The organism is Parageobacillus galactosidasius, assembly GCF_002217735.1.
GTDB classification, from domain to species: Bacteria; Bacillota; Bacilli; order Bacillales; family Anoxybacillaceae; genus Parageobacillus_B; species Parageobacillus_B toebii.
On record NZ_NDYL01000002.1, the window covers coordinates 531,563 to 554,183 of the forward strand.

At 43.2% G+C, this 22,621-nt stretch carries 17 protein-coding genes and 1 pseudogene; 2 read left to right on the forward strand and 16 right to left on the reverse strand.

Annotation, left to right across the window (positions count from 1 at the left end):
- Window positions 1-81: 81 nt before the first annotated feature.
- The 15 genes from B9L23_RS12115 to B9L23_RS12185 all read right to left on the reverse strand — a co-directional run bounded on the left by B9L23_RS12115 (window position 82) and on the right by B9L23_RS12185 (window position 19,712).
- A complete protein-coding gene (locus tag B9L23_RS12115; protein WP_081189215.1) occupies window positions 82-1,347 on the reverse strand; it encodes a ribonuclease H-like domain-containing protein in 1,266 nt (421 codons plus the stop codon).
- 17 nt (window positions 1,348-1,364) lie between these two features.
- The gene (locus B9L23_RS12120) at window positions 1,365-3,623 is read right to left on the reverse strand and encodes a DEAD/DEAH box helicase (protein WP_089097737.1); all 2,259 of its coding nucleotides are present in this window, start codon (window positions 3,621-3,623) and stop codon (window positions 1,365-1,367) included.
- A gap of 118 nt (window positions 3,624-3,741) precedes the next feature.
- Entirely contained in the window at window positions 3,742-4,512 is a 771-nt protein-coding gene (locus B9L23_RS12125) for an IclR family transcriptional regulator (protein ID WP_062756008.1), read from the reverse strand.
- Window positions 4,513-4,778: 266 nt separating this feature from the next.
- On the reverse strand, window positions 4,779-5,987 hold the full coding sequence (locus tag B9L23_RS12130; protein WP_081189217.1) for an NAD(P)-dependent malic enzyme: 1,209 nt from the start codon (window positions 5,985-5,987) through the stop codon (window positions 4,779-4,781).
- A 189-nt stretch (window positions 5,988-6,176) separates the two neighbouring features.
- A complete protein-coding gene (locus tag B9L23_RS12135; RefSeq protein WP_062756012.1) occupies window positions 6,177-8,360 on the reverse strand; it encodes a malate synthase G in 2,184 nt (727 codons plus the stop codon).
- A gap of 114 nt (window positions 8,361-8,474) precedes the next feature.
- On the reverse strand, window positions 8,475-9,932 hold the full coding sequence (locus tag B9L23_RS12140; protein WP_081189218.1) for an FAD-binding oxidoreductase: 1,458 nt from the start codon (window positions 9,930-9,932) through the stop codon (window positions 8,475-8,477).
- Window positions 9,929-11,287 carry a (Fe-S)-binding protein gene (locus tag B9L23_RS12145; RefSeq protein ID WP_062756015.1) on the reverse strand — a complete coding sequence of 453 codons (1,359 nt, stop codon included), beginning with the start codon at window positions 11,285-11,287 and terminating at the stop codon, window positions 9,929-9,931. The genes B9L23_RS12140 and B9L23_RS12145 overlap by 4 nt, the downstream gene beginning before the upstream one ends.
- A 1-nt stretch (window position 11,288) precedes the next feature.
- Complete coding sequence (locus tag B9L23_RS12150; protein ID WP_089098318.1) at window positions 11,289-12,620, reverse strand: FAD-binding oxidoreductase; 1,332 nt, start codon at window positions 12,618-12,620, stop codon at window positions 11,289-11,291.
- A gap of 167 nt (window positions 12,621-12,787) precedes the next feature.
- Entirely contained in the window at window positions 12,788-13,699 is a 912-nt protein-coding gene (locus B9L23_RS12155) for an NAD(P)-dependent oxidoreductase (RefSeq protein ID WP_073968025.1), read from the reverse strand.
- Between the two features lie 37 nt (window positions 13,700-13,736).
- Window positions 13,737-14,519 (reverse strand): hydroxypyruvate isomerase family protein, encoded by a 783-nt coding sequence (locus B9L23_RS12160; RefSeq protein ID WP_081189221.1) that lies wholly within the window; start codon window positions 14,517-14,519, stop codon window positions 13,737-13,739.
- A gap of 210 nt (window positions 14,520-14,729) precedes the next feature.
- Window positions 14,730-15,365 (reverse strand): Bax inhibitor-1/YccA family protein, encoded by a 636-nt coding sequence (locus B9L23_RS12165; RefSeq protein ID WP_089097738.1) that lies wholly within the window; start codon window positions 15,363-15,365, stop codon window positions 14,730-14,732.
- A gap of 288 nt (window positions 15,366-15,653) precedes the next feature.
- On the reverse strand, window positions 15,654-16,577 hold the full coding sequence (cysK, locus tag B9L23_RS12170; RefSeq protein ID WP_062677390.1) for a cysteine synthase A: 924 nt from the start codon (window positions 16,575-16,577) through the stop codon (window positions 15,654-15,656).
- Window positions 16,578-16,651: 74 nt separating this feature from the next.
- A complete protein-coding gene (locus B9L23_RS12175) occupies window positions 16,652-18,058 on the reverse strand; it encodes a sensor histidine kinase (protein WP_089097739.1) in 1,407 nt (468 codons plus the stop codon).
- Entirely contained in the window at window positions 18,059-18,736 is a 678-nt protein-coding gene (locus tag B9L23_RS12180; RefSeq protein WP_073968026.1) for a response regulator transcription factor, read from the reverse strand.
- On the reverse strand, window positions 18,705-19,712 hold the full coding sequence (locus B9L23_RS12185; RefSeq protein WP_089097740.1) for a YncE family protein: 1,008 nt from the start codon (window positions 19,710-19,712) through the stop codon (window positions 18,705-18,707). The genes B9L23_RS12180 and B9L23_RS12185 overlap by 32 nt, the downstream gene beginning before the upstream one ends.
- Before the next feature lie 185 nt (window positions 19,713-19,897).
- On the opposite strand from B9L23_RS12185, the gene B9L23_RS12190 reads away from it, so the two are divergent.
- Entirely contained in the window at window positions 19,898-21,004 is a 1,107-nt protein-coding gene (locus B9L23_RS12190) for a histidine kinase N-terminal domain-containing protein (RefSeq protein ID WP_062756027.1), read from the forward strand.
- Window positions 21,005-21,048: 44 nt separating this feature from the next.
- Window positions 21,049-21,408 (forward strand): hypothetical protein, encoded by a 360-nt coding sequence (locus tag B9L23_RS12195; RefSeq protein ID WP_081189931.1) that lies wholly within the window; start codon window positions 21,049-21,051, stop codon window positions 21,406-21,408.
- A gap of 14 nt (window positions 21,409-21,422) precedes the next feature.
- Here the strand turns inward: B9L23_RS12195 and B9L23_RS12200 are convergent.
- Window positions 21,423-22,328: pseudogene (locus B9L23_RS12200) on the reverse strand (electron transport protein); the annotation flags it as partial.
- Window positions 22,329-22,621: the final 293 nt, after the last annotated feature.

A 22,621-nucleotide genomic window follows, 5' to 3' on the forward strand; every position in this document is an offset into this window, starting at 1 on the left:
TTTGTTTTTTCTACAAGATTCGAAATGGAAAATCAAATTTTCTTTATTTTCTGTCGCATCCTGCGCTTTCCACGGAAATATTTAATGATTTAATTTCCGCTGAAGCCGTTCTATACGCCTGATCAACTCTAACTCTTGTGTAGTATTCCGCTGTTTATAGGAACGAGATAGTGTTTTCCATCGTTCATATACGTTGATCGCATAGTGATGCGCCTGATGGGCATCACGAAAATAATGTTCATACGCTTTTGCCAATTCAACCCCGGCTTTCATCTTCCACGTATCACTGCCATGCTGCCATAATTCTTTCCATATGTCCACTGCTTTTTCGTACCGTTTTTCTTTTTTATATAACAGCGATAGTTGCCATTTGGCCTGCCACGATTCTTTTGTTTCTTTTTCGATCACGCGCTCATACACGTTTTTCGCGGCATTTGTTTCTCCTAACGTCTCGAGCCAACGAGCTGTTTCCAACTGTTCAAATGCATCTTTTAGTTGCGGCGCTTCTAGCAGCTGTTTCGATAAATGAATATAGAGGCAAATTAACGATAAAACATCAAGTTCATTATGGAGAAATACCGGAAAAATTCGATCAGGATGCGGCGCCGATAGAAAGTCCATATACATCATCGGCGCCAAAAAACCGGGAACATCTTCTTCTCGCTCAATTTGCAATATCTCTTTTTCGACATTGGAAAGGCGAACAGACTCAAGCTTTTGTTTCCACATTCTCCTTGATGCGTGATATAAATCGAAATGGCCAAACGCCGGCAGTTTCGGGACAGCATCACGAATCAGCGTATGGCGCGTCTTGACTTTCGGCCAATCGAATGCTTTTCCGTTATACGTAACAAGCGTTGTATAGTCGACTTCCGATAAAAAACTTTGATACAATGCCACTTCCGCTCCCGGGTGCGGCAAAAAATGCTGGCGGACAACAACCCGATCTTCATATACGCGGGCATGGCCAAGCAAAAAAATGACATGTCCCGTTCCGCCGCTAAGCCCGGTCGTCTCCGTATCAAAGAAAAATAAATCGCTCGCTTCATGCCCTTTGCTCGAAAGCGGATGTGTAAAAGAAGCGTCTTGCCAACGGGCATGAATATGATGAAACTCTCCAAGTCGATATCGTCCATGCTGATAATCTAACGGATATACTACTTCGCGAATCAAACAATAATCCCCATCAAAAAAGAACGGCTGCACATGTTTTTTCTGCCATTCATCAAGAAATGGAACCTCTTTCTCTTGTTGCTCTTCAAAGAGCACACCGGGCCGTTCTTCCTGAACGGAAGCCCGGGATGCAAGTTGTTCCTTCCATCTTGCTAATTTCTGCTTCATTGACATGGTGTTCATCCCTTCATTTACTTGCTTAGAAGCTTGTGCAAAAATGAGATTACGTTTTTTTTCACGGAATGATTGCTTGCCTCGATCACCCCAATGCAAGAAGGGCAGCCATTTTCACACGGGCAGCGTTCAAGTAAATGTATCACTTCTCCCATGATTTCATCATACCGCTCAAAAACCGCTTCCGATAAGCCGATGCCGCCTGGATAACGGTCGTATAAAAAAATCGTCGGCATTCCGGAATGAGGTGCTTTCATTTGTGGTACGACGTGAATATCGGTGCGGTCGCACATGACAAACATCGGTACGAGGTGACGAAGCACATTTGAAATGCCAACGAGCGCTTGTTCGAGCATAGGCGCGTCCATTTTCGATAGTTCTTCTCCTAATTCGATCCATGTTGCCGTCGTATGTAGTTCTTCTTCCGGCAAATGGATCGGCCCCGAGCCAATGTTTTCAAATGTGGATAATTTAATTTTTTTAAAGATGGTAGCCTTCGCGCGAACAGAAACATCGCCGTAATGCAGACTCAGCAGCTGTCTTTGCTCGTTGCGGTCTTCTTCTAATACATGAAGCTGTACAGCTAAATTCGCATCCGTAAAATATTCTACGTTCACTTCCCGAACATATGCCTTTTTTTCTTCCCAATCAAGCTTTTCCACTTGATATTGCACACCTTCATGAAGATAGATCGCCTCTTCGTGCAATAACGTCATTGCACTAAATCGATCCATCTCGCCGATGACGCGATGGTTGCCAGTTTTCGAAATATCGATAATGACGACATTCTCTTGGGATGCAGAACGCAAGCTAATATCATGCGCCGGAAACGCATCGCTCATCCAATACCATTTGCCTGCACGGTAATGCAATACTTTTTGTTCTGTTAAAAACTCAAGCACTTCTTCCACTTCGAGGTCGCCAAACTTTTCCCCTTGACGGAAAGGAAGTTCATATGCAGCGCATTTGAGATGATCGACAAGAATCAGCATGTTGTCTGGGTTGATGCGCGCCGTTTCCGGAGAACGGCCAAAGAAATACTCCGGATGCTGCACAATGTACTGGTCAATCGGACTAGAGCTCGCTACCATAATGACAAGGGAATCGCCGTGACGTCTGCCAGCTCTTCCTGCCTGCTGCCATGTGCTTGCGACCGTGCCGGGATATCCTGTCATGATACATACTTGCAGCTGGCCAATATCGACGCCAAGTTCAAGCGCGTTCGTGCTAACAACCCCGATAATTTCCCCGCTCCGTAATCCTTTTTCGATTTCCCGTCTTTCTTTTGGCAAATAACCGCCGCGATACCCACGAATCGTTTTGGCGCCCAATTGATCTTTAATAAGTTCTTGAAGATGGCTTAAAATCAGCTCGACACGCACACGGCTGCGGGCAAATACAATTGTTTGAATGCCGTTTTCTAAAAACTGTTTTGCTAGCCGGTTTACTTCGACCGTAGCGCTTTTGCGAATATTAAGAGGTTGATGAACAACCGGCGGATTATAAAAAACAAAATGTTTTCTTCCGCGCGGCGCCCCGTTATTATCAATCAATGTCATTGGCTCCCCTGTCAGGCGTTCGGCTAGTTCTTTCGGATTGGCAATCGTCGCTGATGTGCAAATAAAGATCGGCTTGCTTCCGTAAAACTGACAAATGCGCTTCAATCGGCGGATGACGTTTGCCACGTGGCTTCCAAACACGCCGCGATACGTATGAAGCTCATCGATGACGACATACCGCAAATTTTCGAATAACGCCACCCATTTCGTATGATGCGGCAAAATCGCAGAATGCAGCATATCCGGATTTGTCATGACAATATGGCCAGCTTTGCGAATTTTTTGGCGAATGCCTGGCGCTGTATCGCCATCATATGTATAACTATGAATCGGAACGCCCATTTCCTCAATGATTTCGTGCAATTCGCTTTTTTGATCTTGCGCGAGCGCTTTTGTCGGAAATAAATAAAACGCCCGGCTATGTTCATTTTCTGCGATCGCTTGCAGTACAGGTAAATTGTAGCAAAGCGTTTTCCCTGAAGCAGTCGGAGTAACGGCAACAATATTTTTTCCGTTTTGCACCGCTTCATAAGCGGCTGCCTGATGTGTATAAAGAGAAGCGATGCCGCGCTTTTCGAGCGCTGTTCGTAAACGCAAATCAAGATGCTCCGGCATCGGAACGGTGTTCGCTTCTTGTGGTTCGATTTCATGCCAATACACCACATTCGGATCGCTTCGCAATTGTTCTATCAATTCGAATAAGCTTTTTTTCTTCATATCAGCTCACCTCAATGATTTCATCTTTCTATTTTAATAGAAAGAATAGAGATATTGCCAAGAAAAATGACTTTATTCACAATAAAAAGGCTCGGCAGTTTGCTGCCGAGCGATATGTCTATTTTTGTCTATATCCAAGTCTTTCGGATATTTGCCTGCCAATATGCCGAATGCGTTCCTGAAGTTTTTCTATTCGTTCGTCTGTCATGCGAATCGTCGGACCAGAAATACTGACCGCGGCAACAACGCTTCCAGTATAATCAAAAATAGGAACAGCAATACAACGAATTCCGTACTCGTTTTCTTCTAAATCAAGCGCATACCCTTTTTGCTTTACTTTCTCTAGTTCTTTTAGAAGCTCATCCCGGTCCGTAATCGTAAAATCCGTATGTTTTGGCAATCCTTTTCGATCGATGATCTCTAACACTACATTTAAAGGCAAATGGGCAAGAATAGCTTTTCCAACCCCCGTGCAATGCATCGGCGCCCTTTTTCCTACTTTTGAATGCATCCGCAACGTTTCTGTTCCTTCTAATTTTTCAATATAAATGACTTCTCCTTGATCGTATACGACAAGATGAATGACTTCGTTCGTTTCTTTTTCCAACTCTCGCAAGTACGGTTTTGCTTCTCGCCGCAAATCAATCGATTCGAGCAATTTGGAACTAATATCCAAAAATTTATAGCCAAGTTTGTACCGTTCCGTTTCCTTATCTTGTTCGATATACCCATATTGAGCTAGCGTTGACAAAATACGATATACAGAACTTTTATTAATATCCATTTGTTTAGCAATTTCCGTCACGCCTAATCCATCTTTTTCGGAACTAACGATATCGATAATATGTAATGCCCGGCTTACCGATTTCACTAAATTTTCTCTTTCCATCTTGTTCACCTCTAATATTCCTTCATCCATTGTCATTATACACTTATTGCCGGGCATTACCCAATAGTGGATCGGTCGCAATCAGCAGCATATTTAAATGTTTTATCCGCTCCCAGGCCGTCACAAACGGAGTCGAAGCGTTCTAATCAGCGATTTCTCATTTAATCACATCGGCACCGACTGGGCTTGCTGTTAAAATAACATCCCCGGCTTCCATGTCATCTTCTATAACGATTGTATATTGCCTTCTACGGAAATTACTTCTTTCAAATGACGTTATCCTGCTTTATTTCAACAGTTTTTCTTGCAACTCCCGTTCTTATCGCCGCGCGCGCAACCGCGTCTGCCACCGCATCAACAACGCGTTTATCAAATGGATTAGGGATGACATAATCGCTCGTTAATTCTTCTGGACTGATTAAATTGGCAATGGCATCCGCAGCAGCCAGTTTCATTTCTTCATTAATTTCAGAAGCTCTCACTTGCAACGCCCCTTTAAAAACACCCGGAAAGGCAAGGACGTTATTCACTTGGTTTGGAAGATCCGATCTTCCCGTTGCTACAACTGCAGCACCAGCAACTTTTGCGTCTTCCGGCATAATTTCCGGAACAGGATTGGCCAGCGCAAAAACAATAGGATTGTCGTTCATGGAGCGAACCATTTCCTGCGTTAACGCTCCTGCGACAGAAACCCCAATAAATATATCGGCTCCTTTAATGACCTCTTTTAAAGACCCTTGCACACGGTTTCGATTCGTTACTTTTGCCAGCGATTCTTTTATTGCGTTCATTCCGTGCGGACGATTTTCATAAATAGCCCCTTTTGAATCGCATAAAATGAGATCATCTACTCCCATAGAAAGAAGCAGTTTTGCGACCGCAATTCCGGCAGCACCCGCTCCGTTTACAACCACTTTACAATCGCTCAAACGCTTTTGCGCGACCTTCAATGCATTGGTCAATCCAGCGGCGATTACAATCGCTGTCCCATGCTGATCATCATGAAATACTGGTATAGACAGTTCTTGCTTAAGGCGTTCCTCGATCAAAAAGCAGTTTGGCGCAGCAATGTCCTCCAAATTAATTCCGCCAAACGTCGGCTCTAACAATTTTACCGTTTGAATAATTTGTTCCGGATCATTTGTGTTAATACAAAGTGGCACGGCATCAATGCCGGCAAACGCTTTAAATAAGGCGGCTTTCCCTTCCATAACAGGCATAGATGCTTTTGCTCCAATATTTCCTAATCCTAATACCGCAGATCCATCGGAAACAACCGCCACAAAGTTTCCTTTCATCGTATAATCATAAATCGATTCCGGATTTGCATGAATCGCTTTGCATGGTTCCGCCACTCCTGGAGAATAGATGACACTTAAATCATTGACGTTTTCTACCGAAACTTTAACATCCACACGCAACTTTCCTTTTGCTTGTTGATGAACAAATAGCGATTTTTCCCGAAGGTTCCGCATGTTCTCTACCTAGCTACTAACCCTTTCTCGTCCCACTCCTGCCGCCTTATTGCTGCCTTTCGTGCTGCGACATGTGTAGTAACTAGGGTTTGCACCTCCTTATTTATTTTTTGAATTTTTAGAATAATTTAATGATATTTATGAACAAGGGCATTCATCCAGATGAAAATGCCCTTGTTCAACATATTTTTATTGTTGAACAGCTGCATATTTTGCTTTCGCTTCTAAACGACGGCGATGCAAAATCGGCTCCGTATAACCGTTAGGCTGTTCATAACCTTTAAATATTAAATCGCACGCTGCTTGGAATGCAACCGAGTTGTCATAGTCCGGAGCCATTGGACGATAGTTCGGATCGCCAGCGTTTTGTTCGTCAACGACTTTCGCCATACGTTTTAATGTTTCTAATACTTGTTCTTTCGTGCAAATGCCGTGATGGAGCCAGTTTGCAATATGCTGGCTGGAAATTCGCAATGTCGCGCGGTCTTCCATTAACCCGATATTATTAATATCCGGCACTTTCGAACATCCGATACCTTGATCGATCCAGCGCACCACATAGCCGAGTATGCCTTGGCAGTTGTTATCCAGCTCTTCTTGAATTTCTTCCGGCGTCCATTGTGGATTTACAGCGACTGGGATTTGTAAAATTTCATCACGGTAATCTTTCCGTTCTTTTCGCAATTCATTTTGTACTTCTGCCACATTAACTTGATGATAATGCAGCGCATGAAGCGTCGCGGCTGTCGGCGAAGGCACCCATGCCGTATTCGCGCCTGCTTTTAGCTGTCCGCCTTTTTGCTTCAGCATTTCCGCCATCATATCCGGCATTGCCCACATTCCTTTTCCAATTTGGGCGCGCCCTTGGAATCCAGCAGCTAAGCCGATCGTTACATTCGATTTTTCATAAGCTTGCAGCCATACCGATGTTTTCATGTCATTTTTGCGAATCATCGGACCGGCTTCCATTGACGTATGGATTTCATCCCCTGTCCGATCTAAAAAGCCTGTGTTAATAAAGATGATGCGATCTCTAACTTGATAAATGCAGTTTTTCAAGTTCAATGTCGTGCGGCGTTCTTCGTCCATGACACCGATTTTAATCGTGTTGCGTTTCAATCCAAGCATATCTTCAACGCGGTCAAATAACTCATTTGCGAACGCGACCTCTTCCGAACCATGCATTTTTGGTTTTACGATATAGATCGAGCCTTTGCGAGAATTTAAGTAACGGGTGTTGCCAAGAAGAGAATGTTTCATAATTAAACTTGTCACGACCGCATCCATAATTCCTTCATATACTTCTTCGCCGTTTGCGTCCAAAATCGTGTTGTTCGTCATTAAATGGCCAACGTTGCGGACGAACATAAGCGAACGGCCCGGCAGCGTAATTTCTTTGCCATCTGTTGTTCGATAAACGCGGTCCGGGTTAAGCGCACGTGTAATCGTTTTTCCGCCTTTCGTAAACGTAGACGTCAAATCCCCTTTGACAAGGCCGAGCAAATTGCGGTATACGAGCACTTTATCTTCTGCATCTACCGCTGCTACCGAGTCTTCACCATCCATAATGGTCGTAACGGCCGCTTCTAAATAAATATCTTTTACCCCTGCTTTATCCGTTTTCCCGACAGGATGGTTGCGGTCGATTTGAATTTCAATGTGAAGACCGTTATTTTTTAACAAGATTGCTGTCGGATTTTCCGGATTTCCTTGGAAGCCAACAAATTTTTCTTCCTCTTTTAGCGTTGTTGTGATCCCGCCTTCAACGGACGCCGCTAGTTTTCCATCCACTATCGTATATTGTACGACATCTTTATGAGAATATTCTTTCAATGGTACTGCTTGATCGAGAAACTCGCGCGCATAGGCAATCACTTTTGCCCCGCGGACCGGATTGTAGGAATCGCCGCGTTCCGCGCCATCTTCTTCACTGATTGCGTCCGTTCCATATAAGGCATCGTAAAGGCTTCCCCAGCGGGCGTTTGCCGCATTTAACGCGTAACGCGCGTTCGTAAGCGGAACGACTAATTGCGGACCCGCTTGAACGGCAATTTCCTCGTCTACTCCTTCTGTCGTAATCTCGAAATCATCCACTTCTGGCTCTAAATAACCGATATCTGTTAAAAATGCTTTATATTTTTCCATATCAAAATTGCCGCGATGCTCTTTATGCCATTCATTGATTTTTGCTTGAAGCTCATCGCGCCGCGCAAGAAGCGCTTTGTTTTTCGGCGTTAAATCAACAATAAGCGTTTCAAAGTCTTTCCAAAACTTTTCTTTGTTCACTTCACTTCCCGGAAGTACCTCATCGTTCATAAACTCATAAAATAGTTTTGCCACTTGAAGATTTCCTACTTTTACGTATTCCCCCATTTTCCCTCTCCTCCATATCAAACTTATTCGTTTCTTATTACGAAACGATGTTCTAAAATTATTTAAAAAAATCATAGCATGGAGCAAAATATATTTCAACAATTTTCACTCATTTTATAACAATTGTTTTTGTTTTTTCTCCTTTTTTACCTCAACGCACCGCCCCGGTGTCGGGAACAGCTTTCCTGCGTTTAATAAGTTTTTTGGATTAAACACGTCGCGAATGTCGGTTTGCGCGAGAATTTCTTCATCGCTAAAAATAAAGCGCATCTCTTCTTTCTTTTCAATGCCAACCCCATGTTCTCCTGTAATCGATCCGCCGACGGCTGCGCATGCTTGCAAGCATTCACTTCCCGCAGCAAGCGCTTTTTCTGTTTCTCCTGGTTTGCTTGCATCAAACAAAACGAGCGGATGAAGATTTCCATCGCCGGCATGGAAGATATTCGCGATGCGCAACCCATACTTTTTGCTGATTTCTTGAATGTTTTTTAACACTTCTGGCAGCTTGCTGCGCGGGATGACTCCATCTTGCACTAAATAATCTGGAGAAATCGCGCCCATCGCGCCAAATCCCGTTTTCCGGTTCGCCCACCAGCGCGCCCGCTCTTCTTCTGTTTGCGCCACTTTTACTTCCCGGACATTTCGGTTTCGGCAAATGCGCAAAATCTCTTCGATTTGTTCGGGAATTCCTGCAGAAATGCCGTCGACTTCAATCAAAAGAAGCGCCTCAATATCTTTCGGATGCCCCACTGGAAAAGCAGCCGCCTCCACTCCTTCGATCGCCGTTTGATCCATCATCTCCAGCGCTGCCGGAACCATTCCCGCAGCGATGATGTCGGAAACGGCTTGACTTGCATCCTCCACGCGGTCAAAATAAGCGAGCACCGTCTGTTTCGCTTCCGGATTCTTTAAAATGCGTACCGTTATTTTTGTGACAATCCCTAACGTCCCTTCCGAACCGGTCAACAATCCTAATAAGTCATATCCCGGCGGATCAGGAATGCCGTTTTCGCCGATTTCGATAATTTCTCCGTTCGGAAGTACGACTTCGAGCCCTAAAATGTGGTTGGTCGTGACGCCATATTTTAGACAATGCGCACCGCCGGCGTTTTCGGCAACATTTCCGCCAATCGTGCAGCAATATTGACTCGATGGATCTGGAGCATAATAGTATCCTCTGTCGGAAATGGAGTTGGTTAATTTTAAGTTGACAAATCCGGGCTCGACAACCGCGCGGCGGTTTTCTAAATCGACGCTAATGAGCCGTTTCATCCGGACTAAGCTAATGATCACTTCCCCGTTTAACGGAATCGCGCCGCCGCTTAATCCCGTCCCTGCCCCACGGGCAAGAAACGGCAAATCATGCTCATGACAATATTTCACAATGGCAGCGACTTCTTCCGTATTTTTCGGGAACACAACCGCTTTCGGCAAATGGCGGTGAACGGTAAATCCATCGCAGTCATAGGCAATCAAATCTTCTTTTTTGTACAAAATCGATTTTTCACCGCCGACAATGCGAGCTAACGCTTGAATATGCGGATCATTTGTTTGTATTCCCTTTTTTCTCATACACGTACCTCCTTTCCGTCTTCTTTTTGATATGCCCAGTCTAGGAGCTGTACGGTATGAACGACTTTTTGATTTCGGCCGTATTTCAAAACTCCCATCGCCATTTGCAACATGCATCCGGGATTCCCCATCGTAATAAGTTCCACATCTTCTGGAACGTTTTCCATTTTGCTTTCCAATACGGCGCTTGCCATATCCGGATGGGTAAGATTATAAATTCCCGCGCTTCCGCAGCAGCGGTCGGCGTTTGGCATCGAAACCATTTCCACTCCCGGAATGCTCGATAAAATCGTGCGCGGTTCTTGACGAATTCCTTGGCCGTGCGCCAAATGGCAAGCGTCATGGTACGTAATGCGCACATTTAATTCCGCTTTCGGCTTTTCATACCCCGTATCATGCAAATATTTCGAAATATCTTCGACTTTACGGGAAAAATCTTCCGCTTTTTCTCGCCACTCTGGATCGTTGCGGAACAACTCTGGATATTCCTTTAACATAGAGCCGCACCCTGCCGCGTTCACGATCACGCGGTCTGCATGTTGAAATGCTTCAATATTTTGTTTGGCAAGCTTCCGGCCCATCTCGCGGTCCCCTGCATGCACATGAAGCGCCCCGCAGCACGTTTGATTTTGCGGAATGACGACATCGTTTCCGTTTCGTGTCAACACGCGAATCGTCGCCTCGTTAATATCGCTGAACATTACATCCATGACGCATCCTGTTAAAAGCGCGACCGTATGTTTCGTTTCTCCTTTTGCTTTAATGACATTCATATGTTTATATTTTTTTCGGACCGGCACGCCTGCTTCCGGCAAAATCGCTTCCATCTCCACTAGATGCTTCGGCATGATGTGAAGCAGTTTCGTCTTGCGTGCGATCGTCTGCAGTCCGCTTTTTTGATATAGCTTTAACAAACTCCCGAGCAGATGAAGACGGGATGGATGCGGAAATACACCTTTTAAGAAGAAATTGTTGACAAACGCTTTCCATCCTGTCAGCGGAATCGCTTGCCGGATTTGTCCGCGTACTTCTTCAATCAATCCGCCGACATCGACATCGGCAGGGCACGCAGTTGTGCAAGCCCGACAATCTAGGCACATAAAAATGGGATCAATCAAATCTTCTGTAATCTCTAACTTCCCTTCTGCTACCGATTTCATCAAATGCACGCGTCCGCGCGGCGAATGTTGTTCTTGACCAGTTTGTTCGTATGTCGGGCACGATTCTAAGCACATGCCGCAATGAACGCAGTCAGCCCATTTGCTAGGATCAGGAGGATCACTAAAACGATAGTTTCCAAGACTAACAGTCGCACATGCCGGTCCGCTTTTTATCTCACTTTCTCGCAAACTCATCTTATATCCCTCCGACAAACCGTTGATTGTTCAATATTCGATTTGGATCGATTTTTCGTTTAATTCCATCGAGCAGGAAAAAATACGATGGTTTTTCTCCCCACACATCAACGCGCTTTCGCAGTGAAAACGGCAAATGCTTCACAATCGCATATCCGCCCAAGCCTGTCGCCGCCATCCGCAGCCGTTCGATCGCTGCAATGATCGACTCGCTTTCTCCTTTCATATATACTTGACATAGTCCATGTCCTAGCCCGCCGTGCGCCTCTATATGAACATGACAGATCTCTTGCAGTAAGTCGCTTTCACGAATGATATGAATAACATCTAAATTCACGACACCGATTTTCACCGCTGCTTCGATTTCGTTTCCGACTGACTCATACGGCATCGCCCCATTCGGACCGATCGTATAAAACGTTTGCCAAAACGATTTTGCTTCTTCTTGTGGAAGAATACGGATCGCTGTATTAGGAGGCTGCAGACGCTTTACAAATTCCTCCTGGTAATGAACGGCGCTTTTGACGTCTTCAAACGCCATCGCCAACGTATAAGCACGCTGGCCGATGAGCCGTTCCGACAACGATGGACTCAATAACTCGAAACAGACTGGTTCCATCATTGAATCAAGAAATTGAATCGCAAATGAACGGACTTCTTCTAAATTCCCTGATGGAAATGATAGCAATACGAGGCTTTCATATTTCGGAAGCGGGCGAAGTTTCAGCGTTATTTCCGATATCACACCAAGCGTTCCCATCGCACCGATAAACAGCTTGTTCATATCATAACCCGCCACATTTTTAACGACTTTCCCTCCGGAACGAATCACCGTTCCATCCGGATACACCGTGCGCAAACCAATGACACTATCGCGCGCGGAACCGTAACCGAGCCGCTTTGGACCGCTGTCGTTCGCCGCAATGACGCCGCCGATCGTCGCATATTGCGGCCACACAGGGTCAATCGCAACTTTTTGGCGGTATTCTGCCAAGTAATCTTGCAGTTTTTGAAACACCGTCCCTGATTTGACCGTCACTGTCATATCCGCAGCGGCATGCTCGACAATGCCGCTATAGTTTGCCAAGGAAAGCAAAATATCCACACATTCAACTTGTCCGCCAAACCCTCGCTTTGTTCCTCCGCCAACAATACAAACTTTTTTTCCATGGCTGTTTGCATAACGTAAAATGGATGAAATTTCCTCTTCTGATTGTGGATATACAGTCACATAGCCGCTGTTGCCGAGCGGATGTGGCTGATATTCCCCCGTCTGTACTTGTTTTTCCGATAGAAACGCTGTTAGATCGTCTTTCCATTCTAATGGCAGCACGCTTTGCACCTCCTGTTGTTTCGTAATAAGAAACGACGTTTCTTTAAACTTGTAAAAAAAATATATGAATTTCTGAAGCTGAACCTCTGTACAATAATTTTTATTATTATTAAACCATCCATTTTCATATTTTTCAATAAATTTTTTAAATTGATGAATAATTCTGTTTACATTTCGTTCTTTTTCACTGTCACATTGCACCGCTTTTCTAGCGGCTGGATGACTGCGGACATATCCAAATCGGATAATCCTTGTTCCATCGCACTAGCAAACGCCTCTTCCGCAATTTGGCCTAAAAATCGCTTTATCCCAATTGCGTCCATCAACTGATTAGCTAAACGGGCATCTTTATGTACATATTTTACCGCTCCGCCTGGTTCGAACTTGCGCGGTAAAACATATTGCTCCATATGCCTGCGAAGCATGCGGCTGTCTCCGTAGCTCGCTTTCAAAATTCGGTAAAGCTGCTCGGCATCTAGTCCAAGCGCTGTCCCAGCGACCATCGCCTCTGAAGCGGCAACAGAATGTACCGCAACAAGATATTGATTGATTAGTTTTGCCACGCTTCCCGAGCCGCTCGGACCTAAATATTCCACCATTTCGCCAAGCACGTTAAGAAGCGGCAATACTCGCTCCCAAGCAGATTTCACTCCACCGACCATAATCGTTAATGTACCTTGTTCCGCTCCTTCTGGCCCGCCGCTTACCGGGGCATCCAGAAAATATATCCCCTTCCCTTCCGCTTCGTTTGCGACCATTCTACTCGTATCCGGTCCTACTGTCGTAAAATCAAGGCAAATCGTACCCGGCCACGCGCTTTCGATCACACCGCCTTTTTGCAAATAAACATCGATGACATCATCCGGCATCGATAAACATGTGCAAATGACATTCGAACACTGCGCCAACTCCGCAATTGTGCCGGCTCTTTTTGCCCCCAGCTTTACTAACGGTTCTGTTTTTTCGATCGAACGATTGTATACAGTAACTAGATAGTCTGCAGCAAGCAGCCGTTTTACCATTCTCGCTCCCATCACGCCTGTGCCAATAAATCCAACCTTCATTTCCTTCGTCTCCATTGCGGCGATACTTCCCCCTTCTGTTTTTCACTCCAAATCAATGACAAGCGTATAACGTACGCCAATAAAAACTTTGTTCGCTTTTTCCCGATGGAATATATTCAAGACCGATCGTCCCTTTATATCCACATTTCTCTAAATGACGAAAAATATATTCATAGCGAATTTCTCCCGTTCCCGGCTCGTGCCGTCCTGGAACGTCAGCAATTTGCACATGTGCAATCCATTCAAAATACGTTTCAAATGTCGCCGCTAAGTTTCCTTGAATTCGCTGCATATGATAAAAATCGTATTGAAGTTTGATGTTTGCCATCCCAATTTCTTTAATCATCGAAACGGCTTCATGAATATTCGCCAAAAAATAATTCGGCATATCAAACGGATTGATCGGTTCAATTAAAAGCGTTAACGAATGGTTCGCCATTTCTTTTGCTGCATCATAAAGATGGCGCATGTACGTTTCTTTCGCCTTTTGCCTGTCTAAATCGGCTGGAAGCACTCCCGCCATACAATGGATATACGGAACGTTCAACTCGGTCGCATACCGAATTCCTTCTTCCACGGAACGCTGAAACTCGGCCGTCCGATCTGGGAAAATCGCGATTCCTCTATCTCCTTTTTCCCAATTTCCTGGCGGCAAATTGATTAACACGATAGACAATTGGTTCTGATGAAGCTCATCGCGAATGCGTTCGATCGGATATTCGTATGGAAATTGGCATTCCACGAGCGAAAAACCGCACTCTCTCGCCTTTTGAAACCGCTCTAGAAACGGCACTTCTGTAAAAATTGTCGATACGTTAACGGCAAATCGATTCATTCTTTCTTTCCTCCTTTCCAATTATTGCTTACAATTCTCGCTCGAAGTGCTATATTCCTGCTTATTTGAACAAACGTTTAATCCATTGAAGCACCTTCTGGAGATTCGGATAACGAACCATACGGTCGTTGGGTTGAGGATGCTTTTATAATGAAAAAGGACTGTTCCCCTGACATGCAGGGAAAACAGTCCTTTTTGTATAAAGCTCGATCAATCTTCATCACTGGAAAAAAAGCGCAAAATGTAAATAAACAAGTTAATAAAATCAAGATAAATGTTAACAACAATCATTGGAATTTCCGCTTCCGTAAAACCATGGCGGGAAAGGCGGTTGATATCATAAATGGTAAAGCCTAGAAAAATGAGAATTCCTAACGCGGAAATCCCCATTTGTCCAACGCTAGAAAATGGGATGAACCATTGGATAATGAGAAGGCCAAGCAGCGCAAATGCGCCTAATGTTAAAAAACCGCCAAGAAACGAAAAATCTTCTTTCGTTTTCGCTGCATAAATCGCTACGCCGGAAAACGAAACAACCGCCAGCGCAAACGCCTTAAGTACCGCTTCAGCGCCAATAACGGCAACGTAGTGCCCGATGAGTGGATATAGCGTCGCGCCAGATACGAGCATAAAGCTGTACATAAGCGGATAGCCGACCGCTTTTTTGCTGCGGGCAAACATCATGACCATTAATAAAATGATCTCAAGTATTGTAAGCGGCAAATACATCCCTATTGGAATCCATTGACCGATGTAAAGACCCCCTGTTGCCACTGCCAATGCTAAAAAAAATGTGGTTGTCAGTTTAGCAATGGGACTAGATGAATACGTTGTTGAATAATTCAATTATACATTCCTCCTTTTTCTACTTAGTTTATCATATTTGACCGTGAGCAACCATTAGTTAAAACGGCATTTTTGTACGAAAAATACAAAAGGTTTGAAACTATGTTCATTCGTATACGCGGTGGATTTTTCTGTTTGCGTTCGAACGGATTGGCAGTCTTTACGCAAACCGATTCGCATAGACCAGTTCTGTTACGGACCGTTGGGATAGTTCATTGCGCGTTTTATGTTTTTTGCAGGAATTGGAAATAGCGAGAAAACAAAAGACCCGCCTAAGCGGGCCTTTTGTTACTCCGCAAATAAATCGGATGATAAATAACGCTCTCCCGAATCCGGTGCTATACAAAGGACACGAGCCCCTTTTGGAAGCTGTTTGGCCACCTCAACCGCATAATACGCACTCGCAGCGGCGGAAGCGCCGACGAGAATGCCTTCTTCTGCAGCAAGACGGCGTGCCATCATTTGTGCATCTTCATCTTTAATTAGGAAAATATCATCATAAATATTGCGGTTTAAAATTTTCGGAATAAAACCCGGACCTGTACCTGGGATTTTATGAGGTCCTGGCTTTCCTCCAGATAATACAGGAGAGCCATATGGTTCTACTACGTAAATTCGTAAGTGAGGAATTTGTTTTTTTAGTTCTTCTCCTGTCCCTGTCACCGTTCCGCCAGTACCGGCTGTTAACACAAATGCATCAAGTTTGCCGCCAAACGCTTCAAAAATTTCCCGTGCCGTGCTATGGCGATGCGCATCTGGATTCGCCGGATTTTCAAACTGCATCGGGATGAAGCTGTCCGGGATTTGCGCGGCAAGCTGGTTCGCTTTATCAATCGCTCCTTGCATCCGTTTTTCCGCCGGCGTTAAATATACTTCCGCCCCGTACGCTTTTAAAATTTTTACCCGCTCTACCGTCGCATTATCCGGCATCGTGATAATGCAACGGTAGCCGCGGGCCGCACAAACCATCGCCAAACCGATTCCGGTATTGCCTGAAGTCGGTTCGATAATGGTGCTTTTCCCCGGCACAATCTTTCCTTCTTGCTCCGCGCGCCGAATCATTTCAAACGCTGCCCGATCTTTTACGCTTCCCCCGGGGTTAAACGACTCTAGTTTCATATACACATCCGCGCCATTTGGATCAGGAATTCGGTTTAATTTGACAATCGGCGTGTTGCCGATTAAGTCTAAAATAGAGTTGTATAGCTTCATCGTAAATCCCCAACCTTTATTAAAAATTATTCTTATATGATTATAGGGCTTTTTTCATTTCCTTTCAATGATGGCTACTCAGTGTATATCGGAAGCTGAATTACCACTTCCATTCCTTTCCCTTCTTCGCTGAAAAACGATATCGTGCCATTATGAAGGGAAATAATTTGTTTGACAATCGCCAAACCTAATCCCGTACCGCCTTCTTTTCTTGTTCGTGCTTGATCAACACGGTAAAATCGTTGTCCAAGAAGCGGCAGCTTTTCTTTTGGAACTCCTTTTCCCGAATCACGAATGATCAGTTGACAACTCGCATCGCTAACTTTTTTCAGTCGTATATGGATCTTTCCCTCGGCTGGGGTATAACGAACAGCATTATCTAAAAGGTTTTGCATCACTTGTTCAAGCCGGTCGGCATCTCCTTCCAAAATAATATCGTGATCTAATTCCATATTAAGTGTAATTTGTTTTTTTTGTAAAAACGGTTCGTATTTTGCGACCGTATCTTCGATCACTTGCGCAAATACAAGCGGTGTTTTTTGCAGCGGTACATTATTTCCTTCTAATCGCGCCAAATCAAGCAAGTCACGAACAAGCCGCTCCATCCGGTATGCTTCACGGTGAATGAGTTGAACATATTTTCTTTCCTCTTCTTCTGTCTTCACCAGCCCTTGTAATATCGCTTCGCTATATCCTTTCACATAGCTTAACGGCGTCCGCAATTCGTGAGAAACATTCGCTAAAAATTCGCGTTTTCGCATATCTTCTTCAGCAATTGCTTTTGCCATCACATTAAACGCTTTGGCAAGCCTGCCAACTTCGTCGTTCGCCCGAACCGGAATTTGCGCCCGATAATCTCCTTGCGACATATGATATGCTACTTTTTCCATTTCTTTTAACGGATCTGTGATATGACGAGCCATTCGCTTTCCGGCAAGAAGAAGGACAAACACAAATAAGGTGGCAAGAGGAAGCCAAATGACAGCGACATCTTTTGTCAATTCTTTAATGCTCGCGAGCGGAATATAAAGATAAAGCGCTCCTTGTAACCGATGCTCATCTAAAAGCGGTACAATCACCCCCATAATTTTGCGGTGAAATCGCTTTTCATAACCGATTTTCGTGACTGTATCACCGCGCAATAATTTGGATCGATCATCGCCGTTAATTAATGATTCATATTCAACTCCAAACGGCAAACAAGCACTTAATTCGCGAGGATTATTAACTAAAAGTACTTCCGCCGTTGATTTTTCATTATACCATTCGACTTGTTTGCGGAACGCATCGGTAATCGGACCGCCCCTATAATCAGCTGCTAGCAGTTTTCCTTCTTCCATTAACGTCTGCTCTACTTTATCGACATACAATTTTTGATAAAAATAATTTAACAAAAAATAAGAAAATGAAACCGTCAAAAGAACTCCAATGCTAATCATTAACCAAATTTTTTGCCCTAACGTCATCGACTTTGGCTGCATTCACGACACCTCAAATTTATATCCGATTCCCCAAACGGTTTGAATAAAATCACTCGCCTGCTTTAGCTTCATGCGCAATGTTTTAATATGCGTATCGACCGTTCTTGCATTTCCTGTATAATCATATCCCCATACTTTTGCGAGCAGCTCTTCACGGCTAAACACTTGTCCATGATGTTTTGCCAAAAATAAAAGTAAATCAAATTCTTTTAACGTAAGCACAACCGGATCTCCATCCACCGTTACTTTTCTCCCTCTTTCATCAATCACGAGCGGCCCGAACGACAGATCTTCGTTCTTTTGTTTGTTATGGTATGCACGGCGCATAATCGCTTCGATGCGGGCAATAAGCTCACCGGGACTAAACGGTTTCACAATATAATCATCACCGCCAAGCTTCAATCCTTTTACTTTATCCCATTCATCTCCCCTTGCCGTTAAAAATAAAATAGGAACATCGGATTGTTCGCGAATGCGGGCGCATAACGTAAATCCATCCATTTTTGGCATCATTACATCAATTAAAATTACATCCACCTTATTGTTTTTAAGAATTTGTAACGCCTCTTCTCCATTCTCCGCCTCTAAATAAGAAAAGTTAGCATTTTCCAAATACATCCCGACTAAAAATCGCATATCTTCTTCATCATCCACGATTAAGACCGTTTTCTTTTCCACCGTCATTCCCCTTTCGAATGAGTAATTGAAATGGACCTTTCCCTGTTTTCCATCGAGCGATTATCTTCATCGTACGCTGGTCAACGACATAGATTTCATTGCTATCATAGCTAGCGATATATAGCCGTTCATTTGCTCCAATCATGATAAAAGGATTCGCTCCTATCGTTACAGATGCCTTCAAATTTCCGGAATCATCCCATTTCCGTAATATGTTAGAACCATGACTTAATGCAAATATTCCTTCGTTTGTTTCCACAAAACCAACCGGCATTGTCGGCGCTTTCATCAGTTTTATTAACGCCCCCGTTTTTATAGAATAAATACGGATGTTTGTTTCCACTGTACTACCGCTTCCGTGTCCCCCGATCCATAATTCCTGCCGACCATCACGAAGCAAGCCGCCAAACGCAAACTTTGGAACAGAAAACGTACGGATAACACGCCGTTTGTCGACATCAACGGCATACGCTTTGGTATTATGGAAATCAATCACGTATATAGTTGTGCCTGCTTTATTTTGTAATAAAGTTAGCGGCTTATTCCCTACTTCGATTTTTGCTTTTTCTTTTCCTTTTAGATCAAATACCCGAAGTGCTTTTTGCCGTTCGTCTGCCAAAAAGACTTTATTTCCTTTATTAGACACAAGCGCGCCAACAATTCCTTTTCCTGTTTTCCATTCGCTTTTTTCCTCCCCTGTCCTCATATCGTATAAATAAACACGATCCATCTCATTACCATATAATAACATCGTTCTGTCGTCTGGAAGCAATACAGCGCCTTTTATCCGTTTCCGCAATTTCCATTCCGCGACTTTCCTTCCTGTTTGAATATCAAAAAATGTCACACTTTCATCATTCACATTTACGCTTATTAACACTTCCATCTGCTTTGGAACGGCAGGTAACGTTTCTTGTTCACATCCATGAATGAATAATATTCCTAACACTGCTAGCAATACACATATCGCTCTCATTGCTGCCCTCCATTTGTCCTTTTGTTGATAAGTTGATTATAAACAAATATGTTGAAAAATTTGTGAAAAATTGTCCACATTTATTCATCAAATAAAAAATGTTATGGTAATTTTACCTCTATTCTACCTTTTCCTTCCTTTCTTATAATAGAATCAAAAGAATATAAAAAACGAGGTGACATTGTTTGACGTCTGCAGCAAAAAAATTAGTTGCATATTTAGATGAACATTTTTCCGATTTCCTCTCCTACTGGCGAAACCAAATGTATATTGCTGATAACGATAAATATATCGATCACGTAGAACGTAATGGAATAGAGATGTTCCAACTTATCAAAGAAAGGTTAGCTGACCCCGCATCCAGCAGAAAAGATATTGAGCATCTTGCTTACAAAATTGCAAAAGAACGTGCAGAAACAAACATGAATATCGGTGAGTTTGTTTACAATACAAATCTTGGACGAAGATTAGTCGTGAAGTATGCACTTCAGTCAACATTGTCAATGGAAGAATTGCGCCCTCTCATCGACGAAATCAATCTTTTGTTTGATCAATTTTTGTTTTATGCCGTTACAAAATATGCTGAGTTGAAAGAAGCAGAATTGCGGGAGAAAAATTTATTTATCACCCAATCCCATAAAGACCGCTTAACACTGCTTGGACAAATGTCATCGAGCTTCGTACACGAATTTCGTAATCCACTTACTGCCATTATGGGGTTTATCCAATTATTAAAATTCGAACATCCAGATTTACCATATCTCGGTATTATTGATCATGAACTTCAGCAATTAAAATTCCGCATTTCGCAATTTCTTCATGCATCAAGAAAAGAAATCATAGAAAGCGAAAAAGAAACCTTTTCGCTTTTGCGTCTATTCGAGGAAATTATTGAATTTTTATATGCAAGTATTGTCGATGGAGACGTAGAAGTATCCATGGACATCGACAAATCGATACATATCTTTGCCTATAAAGATCAGCTTCGCCAAGTATTCATCAACATTTTGTTAAATTCCATTGAAGCGGTGAAAGAAAAAGACAAGCCCCGCTGCATTTATATCGACGCTTTCCGTCAGAACGAGTCCGTTTATATTAAAATCACTAACAATGGTCCGGCAATTCCGGAAGAATTGGTCCAAACGATTTTCGAACCGTTTTTTACAACCAAAAAATTAGGAACAGGAATTGGCCTTTACATTTGCAAAAAAATCATTGAAGATCACGGCGGGCAAATTACATGTACCTCGAATAAACAAATGACTTCTTTTTCCATCATGCTGCCTGCATAAACAAGTTAGGAGCAGGGGCATACTTGAATAAAAAGGTGAGAGCAATGTTCGAGTTATGGAAAAACTGGATGAAACAAACGGCGAATGCGCTAATAGACCGGTTGCATCGAGAGAAACATTCCTTTTCCGATATCGCCCAACTGATTCGGGAGCATCCTGACACTTCGATATCCGAAAAAACATGGCTCGGTCTAACGTATCGCTTTTACTCCCTACATTTAGACAACGCAGTCTTAACAATGGAAACAAAGAAGACGAAGGGAAACGATGAACATATTTTATTTATATCCATTTCTTCTTCTAACTCCGCTCCTATCGTTTACCGTTCTTATGACGAAAAAAGCGATCTTCACGAGACGATCGCAACTCCGCCGCTTACGAAAAAAACCGCACCTGTATCATAACAAGGTGCGGTTTAACGATGTCCATCACCGCTTACATGCACAGCACGAAGTTGTGGATCAGAAACGTTCGCACGGATCACTTGTTGCCGCAACGTTCTGTCAATCAACGCGCGAAGACTATTGCGCGCATCGGGCACAATGCCCTTTCCTAGCGTTCCCGTTAAACCGAGCTCCCCGTTCGGTCCGACCGCAACACCCCCATCATGGAGATAAGGAGCGCTCCAAGAAAGGCCGATTAAGCTAGGCACTTTATAACCTCCTTTAGAATCGCCATGTGCAAACGCTAAACGTATTTGTTCTTTGTCCAACTGTTCTGTTGGCACTTTTAATACTTTCGCGTTTTTTGGAACTGGTACAGGTGTATCCGGAGCATAGAAAACCGCTTCACCAAATAACCGGCATCCCTAACGGCAAAAAGAATCCTTTAGGAACATCGATGCCTGTGTCAATTTTTTCCCCTTTTTTGTATGTTCGGCCACCAATTTTAATGTCTTCTGCCAGCTCGACTTGTAAATTTATCGTTCCTTTTCCTTTTAAAGCAATAATCGCCTTGGCGATATTCGTCATGGTTAACGGTCCGTTCACAATCCCCATAATATCGGTCAAAAACACCTCATTGCCAAATGTTTCTTTATAAAATACCTCTCGTCCTAATTGAAGCAGCTGTTTATCAACAACAATAGCACCGTGTTTAGCAGAAACAGGCGTTTCTTTACCATCTGCAGATAATTTTTCTTCCTTTCCGGTTTCCGCGCTAATCCATTTTCCCCAAATATCCATGCCCGTTTGATTATTCGCTTCATATTTCACTACATCGTCTACCTCAGGAAAGAACACATATTCGACATTGGTGTTGAAAAAAATCCTCCACCGATTAACAATATAAGGAAAATGATAACGATGATAGATGTTTTGCGCATTCCTTCTCACCGTCCATCAAGAATATGTAACACGCATAGTGTGCCCCCTTTAATGGAAATTACCCATATTATTACAGTAAAAAAGAGGAGTAAACCTTTGCATCTATCTGATTATGAAACTTTATTACATATACAATCTTTTAAATTTTATTAAAATAGAATAAAAATTATTTTAATAAAAGTATTTTATTTGATCTTTTGTATAAAATAACGGTGAAAACCTTGTTAAAAATTTGGAATTATCTATTTATATATAATTTTATTGACATATAAATATTTTGTAAATTAAAATT